Below are 17,076 nucleotides of genomic sequence, written 5' to 3' on the forward strand. Positions count from 1 at the left end.
AAATGCGAAAAATCGATATAAAAAAATTATGCATAACGAATCCACATAACGAATCCACATAACGAATCCACACAACAGATCTACACAACGAAAATCCACATCAACGCATATTGCGATTATAAATTTCAGCCATACCTTTGAAAATCAAGTCAGGATCGTAAAAGTCAATCGTTTTCACGTCTTTTTCAAACAATCTACCCAAACCGCCAGTAGCAATTACCTTAAACGGCTCATCAATCTCAATCTTGAACTGCTCTATTGTGCGCTCAATTCCGCCCAAAAAACTGTAGTATAAGCCAGCTTGCATAGCAGGTCTAGTTGATTTTGCAAGAACAGACTTCGGCCGCGCAATTTCAACTTCCGGAAGCTGAGCCGTGTTATCCCACAATGCTGCAGCAGCAGTGCGAATACCGGTGCAAATCAAACCGCATGTAATAGCTCCACTTTTATCAACATAGTTGTAAGTGGTTGCCGTACCGAAATCTATTACAAGCACTGACCCACCGTACTCATTAAACGCACCAACGCAATCAGCCAAACAATCAGCTCCAAGAGAACGCGGCTCGTCAATACGAATATTCATGCCTGTTTTAACGCCAGGGCCAACAATCATAGGATCAACATGCAAAAACTTTATAATACTCGCGCGGAATGAGTGCATAACTTTTGGCACTACGGATGCAACAATAACATCCTCAACATCGCTCACCTTAAATCCGCTTAAATTAAGGAATTGCGTAATCATAATTCCGTACTCGTCGGAAGTGCGATTTGATTTAGTTGTCATGCGGTAGGTTCCAACAATGCGATTGTTTTCCAAAAACCCAAGCACAATATTCGTGTTGCCAATATCGACTGCTAATAACATTTCGCTCTCTTTCCTTAAGTTTTTATAAGCTTACGTAGTTACCTCGATAAATTACCTCGATAAATTAAATTAAATTAACCTACCTCACTACCTACCTACCTCATTACCTCACAATAAATCCCTGATTATACCCGTATTCTCGCAAATCCTTACACCACAAATCTAAACCATCTTTTAGCGTTATCCGTTGCCCCGGACTATCAGGAAGTTTCAACTTACTGCCATCATCTTGCGTAATTCCAGCATCAATCATATCTTGCGTATTCAAACGATCGCGAGACTTACGACTCCAATCGTAAGCTTTGCCAACAGTAGCTCTAAAATCGCTTCTAGCATAAACTTCAAAAGGCAAATATCTGTAGCCCGTATCAACATTACTAGCAACTGAAGCAAAAACTTTATTAAACTCTTGACCCCCAAAATAAGGTATATCAATACCTCTCAAGTCGCGAATTGTAGTTCTTTTCAAGAATGCAGTATTTTTCAATGTCGATACGTCTGCTGGAAAAGCACCGCCTTCAACCCTTGTACTAATACCGTCCGCATCGTGACATACGAAATTAACAAATCTCATTGCAGCTTCAGGTTTTCTACTAGACTGCAATATCGATAAAGCAGATCCGCCCATTTCAGCATTTCGCTTTTCGCCATTCATAGTAGGAACAGGCGCAACTCTCCATAAACCGGCCGTTCCCGGTACGTTTTCTAGTAAAAGTGACGGCATCCACGCTCCTGCAAAAACTGAAGCAATTTTACCTGACCCAAGTCCGTCTTTCCATCCTTGAGTCCAAGTGGTGGAACTTGTGTCAATAAGATCTTCATCGATCATTGACTGCCAAAACTCGGTAAATTCTTTAGTTCCTTTATCGTTACTTAAACGGAGAGTAACTGTTTTTCCATCGTGAGATGTTATAAATGGCCTACCGCCTGCAAGCCAAATCATCGCATTGTAAAAACTTGAATCTCCAGAATCGGCCGCAATATACACGCCTATATCTTTAAGCTTACGAGCTGCAGATTTGTAATCTTCCCAAGTGTGTATTTTCGAAACGTCAACACCTGCCTGATTAAATACGTCATCATTGTAAAACCAGGCCATAGGTCCAGAATCCATCGGCAATCCGTATGTGCGTCCACTTAATTGTACAGAAGACCACGTTCCAGGAGTGTAAAAAGTCTGTTCGCTTTGCACACGGTCTGTAATATCTAGCAGCTGGCCACTCACAGCGTACTGTGGTAGCGCATAATACTCAAGTTGCACTACGTCTGGCATACCGTAGCCATCTTGTATAGCTGTATTTAAATTATTGTAACCACTAGTATCTTTTATAGTTACGCGCACATCTGGGTTGAGTTTTTCAAACTTTTTAGCAAGCAGTTTCATACTTGGTTCCCAAGACCACACTGTAATATGAGTACGAGAATCTTGAGAGTCACATGCTGAAGAAGAAAATACTATAGCTAAAACGCAAAGTATTGATAGTACCGTGCGCTTTAGCGAATAGTAGTTTTGCCAAACTCTTCCAGACATTAGATTTTCCGTATGCTACTTAGTTACATATTTCTTGCGTTATAAAGTTTTTCACTAATAAATTACTTATATAAATTGCTCAAGTAAATTACTTACACAAATTACTTTGCAATTTACTCTAGTTACTCTAGTTACTCAACTGTTACTGACTTTGCTAGATTACGCGGCTTGTCTACATCGTAACCTTTAAGACCAGCCATATCCATAGCAAAAAGCTGCAACGCAACTACATCAACCAACGGGCTTAGCAAAGTCGGACATTGAGGACGCCAGAATACTATATCTGCATATCTAGCAACATCAGGGTCACCAATTTCCGCAACAGCTATTGTAAAAGCTCCACGCGCTTTAACTTCCTCTATTCCAGAAATTACTTTCGAATGAAGCACGTCTCTTCCACGCGACGACGGAACTATTACCACTACCGGCTCACCCTCGTCAACCAACGCAATAGGACCATGCTTTAACTCACCTGCAGCAAAACCTTCTGTGAAAGTATACGCTATTTCCTTAAGCTTAAGAGCACCTTCCATTGCCACAGGGTATCCTACATGACGTCCTAAGAATAAGAACGATTTTGCGTCTAAAGTATGTTGTGCGGCTTTCATGATTGAGTCGCTTTGAGTATCAAGAACATGCTGAATTTTATCAGGCATTTCTTTAAGCTGTTCAACAATTTGCTGAATTTCGTCACGATACATTGTGCCTTTAACTTGCGCTAAATAAAGACCGAGCATGTACGCTGCCACGATTTGCGCAACAAAAGCTTTTGTTGAAGCTACAGCAATTTCAGGACCTGCATGAGTGTAAAGCACAGCATCTGATTCTCTAGGAATACTTGAACCTTGAGTATTGCAAATCGCAAGCACACGACTACCCTGCTCGCGCGCGTGACGCAACGCCATAAGAGTGTCCATTGTCTCGCCAGACTGCGAAATTGCTACGACTAAAGTTCTATGCGTTAAAATTGGGTCTCTGTATCTAAATTCGTGAGCTAACTCAACTTCAACCGGCACACGCACCCAATGTTCAATAGCATATTTCGCAACTAAACCTGCATAACTTGCAGTTCCGCAAGCAACTACAATAATTTTGTCAACTGATCGAAGAACATCTTGTTTAATATGAACTTCGTCGAGAACAATATTACCTTTTGCATCGAAACGTCCACGTAAAGTATCTGCTACAGCATGCGGATCTTCATGAATTTCCTTGTCCATGAATGAATCCCAGCCGCCTTTTTCAACAGCAGATGCATCCCAGTCAACTGTAAAACAAGTAGGGTTTTTAATTATATTTCCGTCAAAATCAGTTAGCAGAAGACTTGCTTTACCGCTATTTTCCACGTCTCCTATGCATACTGCCTGATCTTGACCGACTTCTAGAACTTTATCAGTGTATGCAACGAAAGCTGCAACATCAGAGCCTAGGAAATATTCTCCTTCTCCAAGACCAACTACTAGAGGAGAATCGTGACGTACTGCAGCAACAATATTCGGCTGACGAACATCTACAGCTAGCAGCGTAAAAGCTCCTTTAAGCATTTTTGCTGTACGACGAAGAGCTGTAAATAAGTCTGGTTTTCCTGTTTCGTCTATTATTTCGTTCGCAATTTTGCCAAGTAATTTAGCAGCAACTTCCGTATCTGTTTGCGATAAAAACTCGTAGCCTTCCTCATGCAATTGTTCTTTTAACATAACAGCATTTTCAATAATACCGTTGTGTATAAGGGCGATTTTTCCGTCTTCGCTTGTATGAGGATGTGCGTTTTCGTCGCACGGAGCACCATTAGTAGCCCAACGAGTATGACCGATTGCAGCGCTAGATTCTGGCATTGGATTAGCTTTAATATCTTCTCTTAAAACAGCTAATCTTCCTGCCTTTTTGCGCACGGCTGTAATATCCATTCCGGGAGCAACCAATGCTACGCCTGAAGAATCATAACCGCGATACTCTAAACGTTCTAATCCGCCTAAACAAACTTCTAAAGGCTTTGAGCAAACTTTCCCAAAACCTGCGTATCCTACAATGCCACACATAATCTTCTATTGTACGTTATATGAGCGAGCGCACGCCAGAGAAGCGAATAAAAACTGTACAAAGCTACAAATAAGTACAATAAGTACGTAAAAAACGTATGAAAAATACGCTTTTTACGAAAATAATTACAATACGTGATGCAGAAAATCTTTAAAACGTTCTGTTTGAGGATGCTCAATAATATCAGCAGTTCCGCACTCAACAACCATTCCATCATCCATAAACACTACTTGATCCGCAACTTCTCTAGCAAAACCGATTTCGTGAGTTACTACAATCATTGTCATGCCATCTTTAGCAAGATTTCGCATAACATTTAAAACTTCGCCAACAAGCTCAGGATCTAACGCGGAAGTTGGCTCATCAAACAGCATAATTTCCGGTTTCATTGCGAGCGCTCTAGCAATAGCTACACGCTGCTGCTGTCCGCCTGAAAGTTCTGCAGGATAATGATTCATGCGCTCAGACATGCCAACACGTTTTAATTCTTCTATAGCTAAATCACGCGCTTCATTCTTATTGACGTGTCCAACGTGAACAGGTGCTTCCATAACGTTTTCTAGTGCTGTCATATGAGGGAATAGGTTGAAGCGTTGGAATACCATACCAAGTTTTGAGCGTTGTTGAGCAATTTCTTTATCAGTTAAAGCTTGCAAACATTCTTTGCCTTTGTGCATTACTTGTTTAACACCGATTCGCTCGCCGTAAATGTTTATACTTCCGCCGCTAAGAGTCTCAAGTTGGTTTATTAAACGCAATAATGTTGATTTTCCAGATCCTGAAGGTCCTAGAATAACAGTTACTGTACCGGGTTGGATTGTAATATTAACGTTTTTTAAGACTTGCAGTTTTCCAAAGTTTTTCTTCACATTTGTTACAGTTACTGCGGGAAGATTTTCTTTAGTAAGTTCGCTACTTTCCTGCTTGCTGCTTTCCTGCTTGCTAACTGCGGATTCGTTATTTTTAATAGTCATATTCTTGCCCTCACTTTAAGTATTTACTCTATCTAAAAGCTCTAAATTACGCGTTAAAACCTAGCATAGTTGCCTCGTTACGCTCTTTTATATTTTCTTTTTGAGCTTTTAAGGCTTCATCACCACGATTAGCTTTGTTATAATCCATTTTTCCTTGCTTGTGCATGTTTCTAGCTTCGAAACCTTTAGCAAAATGCTTTTCTAACATGTACTGCAAAACCATAAGAATTGATGTTATGACCAAATACCAAATGCTAGCCACAATAAGAAGTGGAATAGGCTTATAAATACGATTAGCAATTGCGTTTGTTGCAAACTGAAGTTCCAGCGTGAACGGCACTGCTAAAACTAAGGACGTAGTTTTTAGCATACCGATAGTTTCGTTTCCTAATGGTGGAACGATAATTCTCATTGCTTGAGGAAGAATCACACGACGCATTGTCAAAGCTCTACCCATGCCGAGTGCTTTTGCAGCTTCCACTTGCCCTGAATCAACTGCTTCTAATCCTGCTCGAACAATCTCAGATAGGTAAGCAGCCTCGTTTAATGACAAACCGATTAGCGCAGCATTTAGCGCAGTCATAATGAGATTAGAATCAACTGAGAAAAATTCTATAGATGTAAATGGTATTCCTAAGCTAATCTTTGGAACTAAAACAGAGAACATACCCCAGAATACTAGCTGCGTATAAACAGGAGTACCTCTGAAGAACCAAATAAAGAACCAGCTAACTGCACGTAGTACTGGATTAATTGATTTTCGCATCATCGCTAAAATCACGGCGAGAATAATAGCCACAACCATTGATATAACTGTAATACACAATGTCCAACATATTCCGGAAAGAACATTGTCGCTAATTAAATATATTCCAACTACATCCCACTCAAATCGAGGATTTGTAACTATTCCATACAAAAGAGAGCAGGCGATTATAGCAACAATAATTCCAGCAATAATCGGCCCGGGTTTTCTAACTGGCAAAATCTGCTCTTCACTACTTGAGAATTGTTTAATTGCATGTTTTGACATAGTTACTCCATATCATGCTGGTTTTAGAAATCTAATTGTTAAATCTTTTACTTAAAATAAACCATTTGATTGAATACGCATAATGCGACGCATACCCTGCAGTTTATAAAACTACAAGATATGCGTCGCTTTAAAAAAATCAGACTTCAGGATTTACAACAGGTTCTTTAATAGCAACTCCCTCAACACCCCACTTTTTCAGAATGTCTTTATAGACACCAGACTTCATGAGTTTTTCAATGCCAGCTTTAACAGCTTTAAGCATTTTGGAGTCACCCTTTTTAACAGCAGCACCCATTGGCTCTGAATCTTCACTATTTCCAATGATTTCAAGCTTTCCAGGATTCTTAATTGAAGCATATCCTGCTACTGGAGTGTCAGCATACATAAAATCAACTCTGCCTGAGATTAAAGCTGTAGTAGCATCTGTCTGCTCTTTGAAGCTCATAATTTCAAGCGGCTTGTCTTTCTTAGCTTCGCACTGTTTCTTAACATCTTCCATTGCCGTCTCGCTTACAGTACCTGTTTGAAGCGAAACCTTTTTACCGCACAAATTCTTTGTATCTACGTGATTAGGATTACCTTTTTGCACTTCGAGAGAAAGACCAGCGTTAGCGTACGTGACAAAATCAACTGTTTTCATTCGTTCAGAATTTACTGTAAACCCAGAAATACCAACATTATATTTGCTTCCAATTGCTGGAATAATAGAATCAAATGTCGCATGCATAATATTTGCTTTTAGACCCATTACTTTTGCTAAAGCTTTAGAGAAATCTACTTCGTAGCCAACTGGAGTTTTGCCATCGGATGCAAAGAACTCTGCAGGAGCATAGCTTACGTTTACGCCCACTTTTAGCTCTCCTGTTTTTGCTACATCTTCCGGAACCATTGCAGCAATTTTGTCATCTTTTTGTACGTGACTTACATCGTAGCTGCGCGCAACATCTGGATCGTTTTTACCTTTATGCTCGTCGGCAGGACCGCAAGCAGCAATTCCGAGTAAAGATACAGATACAGCAGAGGCAGCTACAATCTTCCATAACTTTTTCATTTTCTTCTCCTATAAGATTCAATAATTTTCAGTGATGCGTATAACTATACACTAGAACGTTGCTATTTTGCGGTACTTTTTTACAGAAAACTGTATATTATAGATTTTCTATGCGCTATTTTCGCTAGAAAACTTAACTTAACAAGAATAAAACCGTATATTATTCATAAAAATGAATAATATACGGCGTGTCGTATTTTATACTAAATTCGCTCTAAAAATAACGCAATTACGCTTCTCGCGCTTTCAAATTACGATATCTCATCTCACGTAACGCTTCACGCTTATCCTGCTCCTCACGCAAAGCTTGACGCTTATCAAACTCTTTTTTACCTCTAGCTAAAGCGATCTCAACCTTCACATAGCTGCCGCGAAAATAGAGTCTCAAAGGAACAACAGTATAACCCTTAGCTTCAGTCTGCCTAGAAAGCTTAGCAATTTCAGCAGAATGAAGTAACAATTTACGCTTACGTTTAGGAGCATGATTATTCCAAGTACCGTTTAAATATTCAGGAATATTTGCCCCTTCTAACCACATTTCGCCACGACGATCAATACTAACAAAAGATTCAGCAAGCGATGCCCTACCTTCTCGAAGCGACTTAACTTCAGTACCAGTAAGAGCAAGCCCAGCTTCATAGCAATCTTCTATAGCGTAATCGTGATGAGCTTTACGATTATTCGCAACCGTTACAGTACCGTCACTATCCGCTTTCTTTACCAAAACTTTTCCCTTCTTACAAATGCTTTAAATATGCTCTCCATAAAAAACGAAAGCACGCTACATTAAAATTTAGTAATGAATGTACTCAAAGTCTCCAGAGTTCTGAATAGTCTCATAGGCAGGAAAAGTTGGGAAACCAGTTCCACCTTCAGAAACAAGAACTGAACCATCCGAGTTCACTCTTTCAACAACAGCAACATGACCATACTGAGAACTTGCATTCCAACCATTCGCACGCTGGCCTCTAGCAAATACCATAACTGCACCTACGTGAGGAGTTCTATTAACTAAATATCCCAAACCTCTTGCAGTAACAGCCCAATCGCCACCATTGCCCATAAACGATCCAACTGGCAGTCCAAGCTGAGAACGTCTCAAATATGCCCACAAAGTGCATTGGCGAGGAGGATAAGAAGACCCTCCAGCAGTATTACCAGTATTGTGACCATAGCAACTACGCGAACCCTCTGCACAGTTTCCAGGAACCTCATAATTCATTCCGCTAGCTGAACCGCTAGATAACTTCATTGGAGGAAGTTCAATCCTAGCGTAAGACATTTTTCCACTCACCTGCTGACGGTTTCCAGCCCTAGGATCAGCTTTCGCAACAGCCTTATTAGCAAGAGCTCTAGCCTGAGCATCAATAGCAGATTTCATAGCAACAATTTCCGCAGCTTCACGCGCAGAGCGAGAAGTCAAATCGTTTTTTTGACTTTCAAGTTGCTTACGAATATTCTCACCTTGATCTCGAAGATTCTGCAAAGCTTGACGCTTATCGTTAGCAGCTTTAGCAGCAATCTGAGCACTTTGAGATTGCGCATCCGCTTGCTGCTTAAGTTTTGAAATTTCAACTTCTATAGCAGACAAACGCTGACGGCGATTCATAGAAGTATTAAGTTTTACAGCAGCATCATTTGCAGCATTTGACTCGCTACGAGCTATAGCAGCCTCAGACTGAAGTTTACCCACAAACTGCTCTGTTGTAGTGGAATTAGTCACCATGCCCATAACATCTGAAGCGTAAGAACCGTGGAAACTTTTGCGAGCAACCTGTGCTACAGCAGCCCTAGCATCATCAAAATCAATGCCTGTTTGTTTAATTTTTTCTTCTAACGCTTGCTTATCTTTTCTAGCTGATTCCAAACGTTGATTTGTTGATTCAACTAAGCTTCTTGCCTGATCAGCCTGAGCATCAGCCTGATTTGCAGCAGCAATCTGACTAGGAATTTTATGCTCATTCAAATCATTAAGCTCAATGATCTTATCCGCAAGTTTTTTATTTACTCCAGCAAGCTGACTCTTAAGCTTTTCGTTATCTCGTACTTTGCGCTGATACTCTTTCATACTGACAGCATTTGCAGAAGAAGCAGTAGCTAGCGTGCCAAATGTACCAGCCGAAAGCATCATAGCAGCTGAAACAACAAAACTCACAACCACGTGAGATTTAAAACACGCACACATGTTACTAACTGCTCTATGCGATTCTTTGCTACTCATATCGCTTCCCCTTTTCGACATAACTATTTCCGAATTATACAGCGAATACTCGAATCGCAGCAAAATAACAAACACTGCGAAAAATACTACTGAAAATATTGCTGAACATACTGCGGAAAAAGCAAAAATTTAAGCGCGCAAATATCTTCTTAATGCTATCGCTGAAGCAACAATCGATAAGAATACTGCGCCAACAACAAGCACTGGAACAGTCATCCACACGTTAGATTGCGTAATAAACGGCATCCAACGCACGTTCTGCGCCATCCAATCTGTTACAAGCAGTTTTACCATAAGACTTAATGCACCACCCGCAAGAAGCGAACCTATAAGTGAGGCGAACGCTCCTTCCAAAATAAACGGCATTCGAATAGTCGAATTTGAAGCACCAACCAATCGCATTATCTCAGTTTCTTGTCTTCTAGAAGCCGCAGACATTCGTATAGTCGTGCTTGTAAGCATAATTGCTACAATAATCATCACTGCAGCAAGCACAACTGTGACGGCAGTTGCACGATTTAGAACACTAAATACCGGATCAAAAATCTGCCTTTGATCAACAACTTCTTCAACGCCGTCTCTTCCAGAAAGCACTTCTGAAACTACTTGATATTTCATAGGATTCGTGAGTTTTAGTCTTAAAGAATCTTGCATATCTGCAGCAGTTAAAGTTCGCCCCTGAAATACTCCGTTAGGATACTGTTTTAAGAAAGTATTCTTATAGAATTCTTCGCGACTCACGTACGTAATATTCGAAACGTCATCACCTAATTCTTGATTTATGACATTTTCTAGTTTAACTATTTCATCTTTCGTAGGTGCTTTTCCGGAAGCGCATGAAGGTGATTGACTTGTACCGTCAGGGCAAAGCCAAGCAACTACCTCAACCTTATCGTACCAATCGCCTTTTGCTTTCGTAATTTGCACCTGCATAAGCACAGAAGTACCTATAAACAAGAAAGAAATGAAGGTTACAAGCATAACTGAAAGAATCATAGAAACATTGCGGCGTAAGCTAATGCAAGTTTCAGAGAAGATGAATCTTAAACGCATTACTTCACTCCTTCATTGCTTGAACTGCTATCAGAATTTTGCGATTCTTTATTATTTTCATTATTTGCAGAATCGCGTGAATCAGATGAGGATGATTTTTTAGTTGGCGGCGCAGGAGGCATAGGTATAGGAGCACCAGAGTCTTGTATATTACTAGAATTATTTAAATCATCAACGTTATTTTTGCTATCTTCTGCGCTATTACTATCAGTTTCAGCTTTAAGAGTTGATTCTGCCGATTTTGTAGCGTTTTCTGTAGCGTTTTCTGTAGCATTTTCTGTAGCATTTTCTGTAGCATTTTCTGCGGAAGTACTATCCTCAGAAATATTTTCTGCAGGAACTTCTGAAGAACTTAAAGAAGATTCATTATTTTCATTACTATCGGAAGATTTTTCTGTAGTATCTTTTTCTACAGTATCTTTTTCTGTAGTAGGCTTTTCTGCTGTAATATTTTCTGCAATATCTTTAGAATCTGCCGAAATTTCAGCATTTTCCACATCTGAAGAGACTTCACTACTTTCTTTTTCTTCTAAATTAGCAGATTTAGCTAAATCTGCAGAAGAAGAAATATCAGTAGCAACTAATCCGCGACCCCAAGTCATAGTAGTTTCCAAAGATTGGAAAACTTCACCATAACGACCAGTTCTTCCAGAATGAACTGACTGAGCGAGTCTAGCTATTCCTTCATTCCCAGAGCCATTTTGCAAAGATTGAGCAACTAAATCAACAGTTTTCTTAGCTTGTGCTGCACGCTGAGCTTTTTTAGAAAGACGCCTGTGACGTTCTGTATGATTGTCAAAAGCAAAATTAGTATTCATAGCGTTCTGAGAAGAACTATCGGCGTCATTCTCAATAGACTGCTGAGCTTTAGCTTTTTGCTCAACATCACTATCTGGGAAGTAAAGCGCAGAATCGTACGAACCCTCACGCTCATCGCGCACAATTTTTCCAGCATGAAGTTCCACAACACGCTTACGCATAGAGTTAACTATTTCCTCATTATGCGTAGCCATAACAATCGTTGTACCAGTTCTGTTAATAGCATCCAAAACTTCCATAATTCCAAGAGAAGTAGTTGGATCCAAATTACCAGTAGGCTCATCTGCAAGAATAATTTGCGGATGATTCACATAAGCGCGAGCAATCGCAACTCTCTGAGCTTCACCACCTGAAAGTTCGTGAGGATAGTTATCTTCCTTACCCGTAAGACCTACTGTTTCAAGAACTCTAGGCACAAGTGAACGAATAGTAGAACGACTCGTACCAATCACTTCAAGAGCAAAAGCAACATTCTGCCAAACAGTTTTATTATTAAGAAGCTTATAATCCTGAAAAATGAATCCAAGAGAACGACGATACTGCGGAACCTGCCTATTAGATAACCTACGTAAATCGTTCCCAGCTACGTGAATTTCACCACCATTAGCTTCTTCTTCTCGCAAAAGAAGACTTAAAAGCGTAGTTTTTCCAGAACCGGAAGCTCCAACTAAGAATACAAAATCACCACGGTCAACGTTCAAAGAAATGCTATCAAGAGCAGGTCTTGTACCTCGAGGATAAATTTTCGACACATGCTCCAACGAAATCAGTGACATAACTAACTTTCCTTCCGAACGACGCAACCGATATATGATTTACTTTTAAGACTCTTGCGATTCTTTTTCTGCCTCACGTTGCGCTTCAACTCGCTGCTCGTGACGCCAACGGATACCAGCTTCAATAAAACCGTCAATATCGCCGTCAAAAACAGCTTGAGTTTGTGAAGTTTCGTAGCCAGTACGCAAATCCTTTACCATCTGATAAGGGTGAAGCACGTAGGAGCGCATCTGATCTCCCCAACTTGCCTTAATATCTCCAGCAAGCTCCTTCTTTTTTGCGGCTTCCTCTTGATGCTTAAGAACAAGCAAACGTGACTGCAAAACTGCCATTGCAGCAGCACGGTTTTGAATCTGGCTTCGCTCATCTTGCATAGAAACAACCAAGCCGGTTGGCAAATGCGTAATGCGCACAGCAGAATATGTAGTATTCACGCCCTGGCCTCCTGGTCCTGAAGCCTGGAAGGTATCTACGCGAATATCTGAATCTGGAATATCAATATGATCCGTAGCTTCAACAAGAGGAATTACTTCAACAGCGCTAAAACCAGTTTGGCGACGGCCTTGATTGTCGAACGGCGAAATACGAACCATTCTGTGAGTTCCACCTTCTACAGAAAGACGACCATACGCGTAAGGAGCATCAACTTGGAAAGTAGCGGATTTAATACCAGCTTCTTCTGCATAAGATGTGTCCATCATCTTAGTTTTGTAGCCATTTCGCTCAGCCCAACGCAAGTACATACGAAGCAACATTTGAGCAAAATCAGCAGCATCCACGCCACCCGCACCAGAGCGAATCGTAACAACTGCAGAACGAGCGTCATACTCGCCGTCAAGAAGAGTCTGAACTTCCATATCATCCAACTCGTGAGCAATACTTCCAAGCTCTTCTTGAGCCTCACTCATTGAATCAGCATCGCCTTCTTCTTCACCAAGTTCAATTAAAGTCTTAGTGTCTTCAATGCGCTGCTCAACAGCTTGTAAACGCTTCAATTGAGACTGAGCTGCCGAAAGCTTACTCGTAACCTGCTGAGCATGCTCAGAATCATCCCAAAGCCCAGGCTCTGCAGCCTGCTTTTCTAAATCAGCAATAGTGGACTTCAACGAATCAACGTCTAAAGCTTTAGCAATCGAAGAATACTTTGCTTCAACATCATTTAACGCTTGGGCAAAATCAAATTCCGCCATTTACTTAAAGTTCCTCTTTATATACTTGTCTTACGCAATCACTATTCGCAAAACTATTACCAAATAAACTTTTTACTATATAAGTTTAGCGTACAGTCAAAATTTCCGGACCATTCTCAGTGATTGCAATCGTATGCTCAGTGTGTGCACCGCGAGAACCATCAGCAGAACGAAGAGTCCAACCGTCCTTAGGATCCTGGTAAATCTCGTCAGTAGTCTTTAAGAACCACGGCTCAATAGCAATAACCAAACCTGGGCGAAGCTTGTAGCCGTGATGAGCAGTGCCATCGTTAGGAACGTGCGGATCGCCATGCATAATATGACCGACTCCGTGGCCACCAAACTCAAGGTTTACGCTATAACCATACTCGTGAGCAACGCAACCAACAGCAGCAGAAATATCCCCAAGACGGTTTCCAGGCTGAGCCATATTTATACCAGCCTCCAAAGCTTCCTCAGTGCACTTAATCAATCGCAAATCCTCAGGATCAGCATTCTTTCCAACCACGAAACTAATAGCAGAATCTCCAACCCAGCCATCGACGTTAATTGCCAAATCAAGAGTTAACAAATCACCGTCTTTAAGATTGTAATCAAAAGGAACTCCGTGAAGAACAGCATCGTTTACAGAAGTGCAAATATAGTGCGCAAAAGGACCAGTACCAAAATCAGGAGCGTAATCAACATAGCAAGAAGACGCACCTTTACGGCTCATAATGCGCTGGCGAACGAAGTCATCAATTTCGAGGAGATTCGTTCCAACTTTTGTCATTGCTTTCAAATCTTTAAGAATACTACCTACGAAGCGACCTGCAGGCTTCATCGCTTCAATTTCAGCTGGAGTTTTAAGTTCAATCATGCTTTAAGACTAACGCGCAGGCACGAAAATATCGCAAAATATAGCGAAAATATGGCAAAAATACTAACTAATAGTGTCGCTTAATACTTGTAAGCTAATCTCATGTCTAACAACAATGAAATTAATAAAGATAATAAGGAATCGCAGAACGAAATTTCTCCTGTAAATTTTGATCCTGCCTCCTTCTCGTCGGTTACTCGACCACAAGATGATTTATTCCGTTACGTGAACGGCCCTTGGATTGACACTTACACTCTTCCAGAAGACAAACCAATGTTTGGTGCGTTCCACAAGCTTGCAGAAGATGCAGAGACGCAAATTCGAGATATTTTAGAAAGCGAAGATTGCCCAGCTAAAAAGTCGCGAATCTTATATCGCAACTATTTGGATACTGCAGCTATTGAAAAAGCTGGAATCACGCCAATTAAAAGCGATTTAGACGCTGTTGACGAGGCTAGTAGCAAGGAAGATTTAGTTCGCACTCTCGGCACGCTTAATCCATACGGCGGTCCGGATGCAATGTTCTATTTTGGTGTTTATGGAGATCCTAAGGATCCTAAAACGAATATTATGCATATTGAGCAGTCTGGATTGGGTTTGCCTGACGAAGCATACTATCGCGAAGATAATTACGCTCCAATTCGCGCTGAATATGTAAAAATGGTAGCCTCATTGCTGCGCTTAGCTGGTTACGGAGATGCCGCTACTACACAAGCGCAAGCCGAGCGTTTCTTGAATGTTGAAACACAAATCGCAAGCAAGCACTGGGATAATGTTGCAACTCGCGATTCTCAAAAAACTTATAATCCTTACAATTATGCAGATTTGGCAAAAACACTTGAAGCGCTGAATCTTGACGCTTTCTTAGATTCTGCTCAAAAAGCTTACGATAATTGCGAAGAAGCAAAGCTTCAGCCAATCAATCTTCGTGAAGCTTTTATCAAAGTAGTAGTTCACGAGCCAAGCTTTATAGAAGGATTGAATAAGATTTGGCAGGAAGCCGACTTAGAAGATCTAAAGCTTTGGGCACGCGTGCACGTGATTTTGTCTTGGGCAAGCATGTTAAGTGAAGATTTTGCACAAGCACGATTCGACTTCTACGGCAAAGTGCTTTCTGGAGCCACCAAGCCACGCGACCGTTGGAAGCGAGCAGTAGGAGTAGTTGACGATGCTTGTGGAGAAGAAGTTGGCCGCGAATATGTTCGCTTGCATTTCCCTGAATCTTCTAAAAAGTATATGCAAGGCTTAGTTGACAATCTTATTAACGCTTACCGCGAGTCTATTTCGCACAGCAGCTGGCTTGGTGAAGAAACTAAGGCGAAGGCTTTGGAAAAGCTTAGCAAGTTTGAGCCAAATATTGGTTACACAAACCATTGGGTTGACTACTCTGCTCTAAATATTAAGGAAGATGCTGGTTTAGTTGAGAATATGCGCGAAGTTTCTCGATTTGGCTTTGGTAGGAATACTGCAAAAGCTGGAAATCCTGTGGATCGCGAAGAATGGCAGATGACTCCGCAAACTGTTAACGCTTACTACGATCCGCTGCTGAACGTAATTGTGTTCCCAGCTGCGATTTTGCAACCACCATTCTTTAACCCAAGCGCTCCAGATGCGGCAAATTACGGCGCTATTGGCGCAGTAATCGGACACGAAATCGGCCACGGTTTTGACGATCAAGGTTGCGAATACGACGGCGACGGCGTTCTTAACAATTGGTGGACTGAGGAAGACAAAACCAACTTTGCTGAGCGCACTAAAAAGCTTATTGAACAATACAATGCTTTTACACCAACGCAGCTGATTGTTAAATACTCTCACTTAAAGAGCAAAGAAGAGCGCAACGCAATGCCTCACGTAAACGGCGCTTTAACAATCGGCGAAAATATTGGCGATTTAAGCGGCGTAACTATTGCGCTTAAAGCCTATGCTTTCGCATTACAAAAGAACAATGGACTAGAAGTCGACGGAAGTGACGCTGCTATTCGCGAAACTTTGCTGAACGCTCCTAAAGTAGATGGCTTCACTGCTTTGCAGCGATTCTTCTTAAGCTACTCTCTCGTATGGCGTTCTAAAGCTCGTAACGAGATTGCGGAGCAGCTACTTCAAATCGACCCGCACTCCCCTGCAGAATGCCGCACTAACGGCATTGCTCGAAATGTAGACTTGTTCTACGATGCGTTCGATGTTAAAGAAGGCGACGAAATGTGGCTCGACCCTGCTGAGCGCGTACACATTTGGTAAAGCAATAGTGCGTTTGCTTGTCTTGCGCATATAACACGCAAATAATTTTCTTACTATAAAGCAACATAATGGGAACGCTACATTAGTAACGTTCCCATTATGGATATATGGGGTTATTGGCTAAAAGTGTGTAAGAAATCATGCCTCATGCATTGCAATACAAGCGTTTTGCGGTAATCGAATCTGTTTAGAGACCCTCGCGCAGTACGCTAACTGCATTAGTGTCTCTAGTTAGCTGTTTAGAGACCCTCGCGCAGATGGCGCGCTGCATTAGTGTCTCATGACCGTTATTTTCTCAGTCTGCTGACTGAATTAGTAACGGTGTTTGGGTAATTACCGTTATTTTCTCAGTCGACCATCTGAATTAGTAACAGTGTTTGAGTGATTACCGTTACTTTCTCAGTTAGATAACTGAA

At 41.1% G+C, this 17,076-nt stretch carries 13 protein-coding genes; 1 reads left to right on the forward strand and 12 read right to left on the reverse strand.

Features of this window, described 5'->3' with window-relative positions:
* Positions 1-100: 100 nt before the first annotated feature.
* From ACPFYS_RS01810 to map, 12 genes are all read right to left on the reverse strand, one after another.
* Complete coding sequence (locus tag ACPFYS_RS01810) at positions 101-868, reverse strand: type III pantothenate kinase (protein WP_427877280.1); 768 nt, start codon at positions 866-868, stop codon at positions 101-103.
* Between the two features lie 103 nt (positions 869-971).
* Entirely contained in the window at positions 972-2,399 is a 1,428-nt protein-coding gene (locus tag ACPFYS_RS01815) for an ABC transporter substrate-binding protein (RefSeq protein ID WP_427877282.1), read from the reverse strand.
* A 131-nt stretch (positions 2,400-2,530) separates the two neighbouring features.
* A complete protein-coding gene (glmS, locus tag ACPFYS_RS01820; RefSeq protein ID WP_427877284.1) occupies positions 2,531-4,438 on the reverse strand; it encodes a glutamine--fructose-6-phosphate transaminase (isomerizing) in 1,908 nt (635 codons plus the stop codon).
* A 126-nt stretch (positions 4,439-4,564) separates the two neighbouring features.
* Complete coding sequence (locus tag ACPFYS_RS01825; protein ID WP_427877286.1) at positions 4,565-5,413, reverse strand: amino acid ABC transporter ATP-binding protein; 849 nt, start codon at positions 5,411-5,413, stop codon at positions 4,565-4,567.
* A 46-nt stretch (positions 5,414-5,459) separates the two neighbouring features.
* Positions 5,460-6,446 (reverse strand): amino acid ABC transporter permease, encoded by a 987-nt coding sequence (locus tag ACPFYS_RS01830; protein WP_427877288.1) that lies wholly within the window; start codon positions 6,444-6,446, stop codon positions 5,460-5,462.
* Between the two features lie 139 nt (positions 6,447-6,585).
* The gene (locus ACPFYS_RS01835; protein WP_427877290.1) at positions 6,586-7,500 is read right to left on the reverse strand and encodes an ABC transporter substrate-binding protein; all 915 of its coding nucleotides are present in this window, start codon (positions 7,498-7,500) and stop codon (positions 6,586-6,588) included.
* Between the two features lie 229 nt (positions 7,501-7,729).
* Positions 7,730-8,224 carry an SsrA-binding protein SmpB gene (gene smpB, locus ACPFYS_RS01840; RefSeq protein ID WP_427877291.1) on the reverse strand — a complete coding sequence of 165 codons (495 nt, stop codon included), beginning with the start codon at positions 8,222-8,224 and terminating at the stop codon, positions 7,730-7,732.
* A gap of 69 nt (positions 8,225-8,293) precedes the next feature.
* A complete protein-coding gene (locus tag ACPFYS_RS01845) occupies positions 8,294-9,721 on the reverse strand; it encodes a CHAP domain-containing protein (RefSeq protein ID WP_427877293.1) in 1,428 nt (475 codons plus the stop codon).
* 129 nt (positions 9,722-9,850) lie between these two features.
* Positions 9,851-10,774, reverse strand: a complete 924-nt coding sequence (gene ftsX / locus ACPFYS_RS01850; RefSeq protein ID WP_427877295.1) for a permease-like cell division protein FtsX — start codon at positions 10,772-10,774, stop codon at positions 9,851-9,853.
* On the reverse strand, positions 10,774-12,369 hold the full coding sequence (ftsE, locus tag ACPFYS_RS01855; protein ID WP_427877296.1) for a cell division ATP-binding protein FtsE: 1,596 nt from the start codon (positions 12,367-12,369) through the stop codon (positions 10,774-10,776). Before ftsE ends, ftsX begins: the two co-directional genes overlap by 1 nt.
* Before the next feature lie 45 nt (positions 12,370-12,414).
* A complete protein-coding gene (gene prfB, locus ACPFYS_RS01860; protein WP_427877298.1) occupies positions 12,415-13,560 on the reverse strand; it encodes a peptide chain release factor 2 in 1,146 nt (381 codons plus the stop codon).
* Between the two features lie 85 nt (positions 13,561-13,645).
* Positions 13,646-14,419, reverse strand: a complete 774-nt coding sequence (gene map, locus ACPFYS_RS01865) for a type I methionyl aminopeptidase (protein ID WP_427877300.1) — start codon at positions 14,417-14,419, stop codon at positions 13,646-13,648.
* Positions 14,420-14,521: 102 nt separating this feature from the next.
* Here map and ACPFYS_RS01870 point away from each other — a divergent pair, with 102 nt between their 5' ends.
* Positions 14,522-16,660, forward strand: coding sequence for a M13 family metallopeptidase (locus tag ACPFYS_RS01870; protein WP_427877302.1), 2,139 nt, complete (start codon positions 14,522-14,524; stop codon positions 16,658-16,660).
* Positions 16,661-17,076: the final 416 nt, after the last annotated feature.

Source organism: Gardnerella sp. 2492, from assembly GCF_050320365.1.
GTDB lineage: Bacteria > Actinomycetota > Actinomycetes > Actinomycetales > Bifidobacteriaceae > Bifidobacterium.

What these genes read in the sequence shown, in the direction of transcription:
- ACPFYS_RS01810 (WP_427877280.1), bottom strand. Translation starts at nt 868, where the DNA reads ATGTTATTAGCAGTCGATATTGGCAACACGAATATTGTGCTTGGGTTT.
- ACPFYS_RS01815 (WP_427877282.1), bottom strand. Translation starts at nt 2,399, where the DNA reads ATGTCTGGAAGAGTTTGGCAAAACTACTATTCGCTAAAGCGCACGGTA.
- glmS (WP_427877284.1), bottom strand. Translation starts at nt 4,438, where the DNA reads ATGTGTGGCATTGTAGGATACGCAGGTTTTGGGAAAGTTTGCTCAAAG.
- ACPFYS_RS01825 (WP_427877286.1), bottom strand. Translation starts at nt 5,413, where the DNA reads ATGACTATTAAAAATAACGAATCCGCAGTTAGCAAGCAGGAAAGCAGC.
- ACPFYS_RS01830 (WP_427877288.1), bottom strand. Translation starts at nt 6,446, where the DNA reads ATGTCAAAACATGCAATTAAACAATTCTCAAGTAGTGAAGAGCAGATT.
- ACPFYS_RS01835 (WP_427877290.1), bottom strand. Translation starts at nt 7,500, where the DNA reads ATGAAAAAGTTATGGAAGATTGTAGCTGCCTCTGCTGTATCTGTATCT.
- ACPFYS_RS01845 (WP_427877293.1), bottom strand. Translation starts at nt 9,721, where the DNA reads ATGAGTAGCAAAGAATCGCATAGAGCAGTTAGTAACATGTGTGCGTGT.
- ftsX (WP_427877295.1), bottom strand. Translation starts at nt 10,774, where the DNA reads ATGCGTTTAAGATTCATCTTCTCTGAAACTTGCATTAGCTTACGCCGC.
- ftsE (WP_427877296.1), bottom strand. Translation starts at nt 12,369, where the DNA reads ATGTCACTGATTTCGTTGGAGCATGTGTCGAAAATTTATCCTCGAGGT.
- prfB (WP_427877298.1), bottom strand. Translation starts at nt 13,560, where the DNA reads ATGGCGGAATTTGATTTTGCCCAAGCGTTAAATGATGTTGAAGCAAAG.
- map (WP_427877300.1), bottom strand. Translation starts at nt 14,419, where the DNA reads ATGATTGAACTTAAAACTCCAGCTGAAATTGAAGCGATGAAGCCTGCA.
- ACPFYS_RS01870 (WP_427877302.1), top strand. Translation starts at nt 14,522, where the DNA reads ATGTCTAACAACAATGAAATTAATAAAGATAATAAGGAATCGCAGAAC.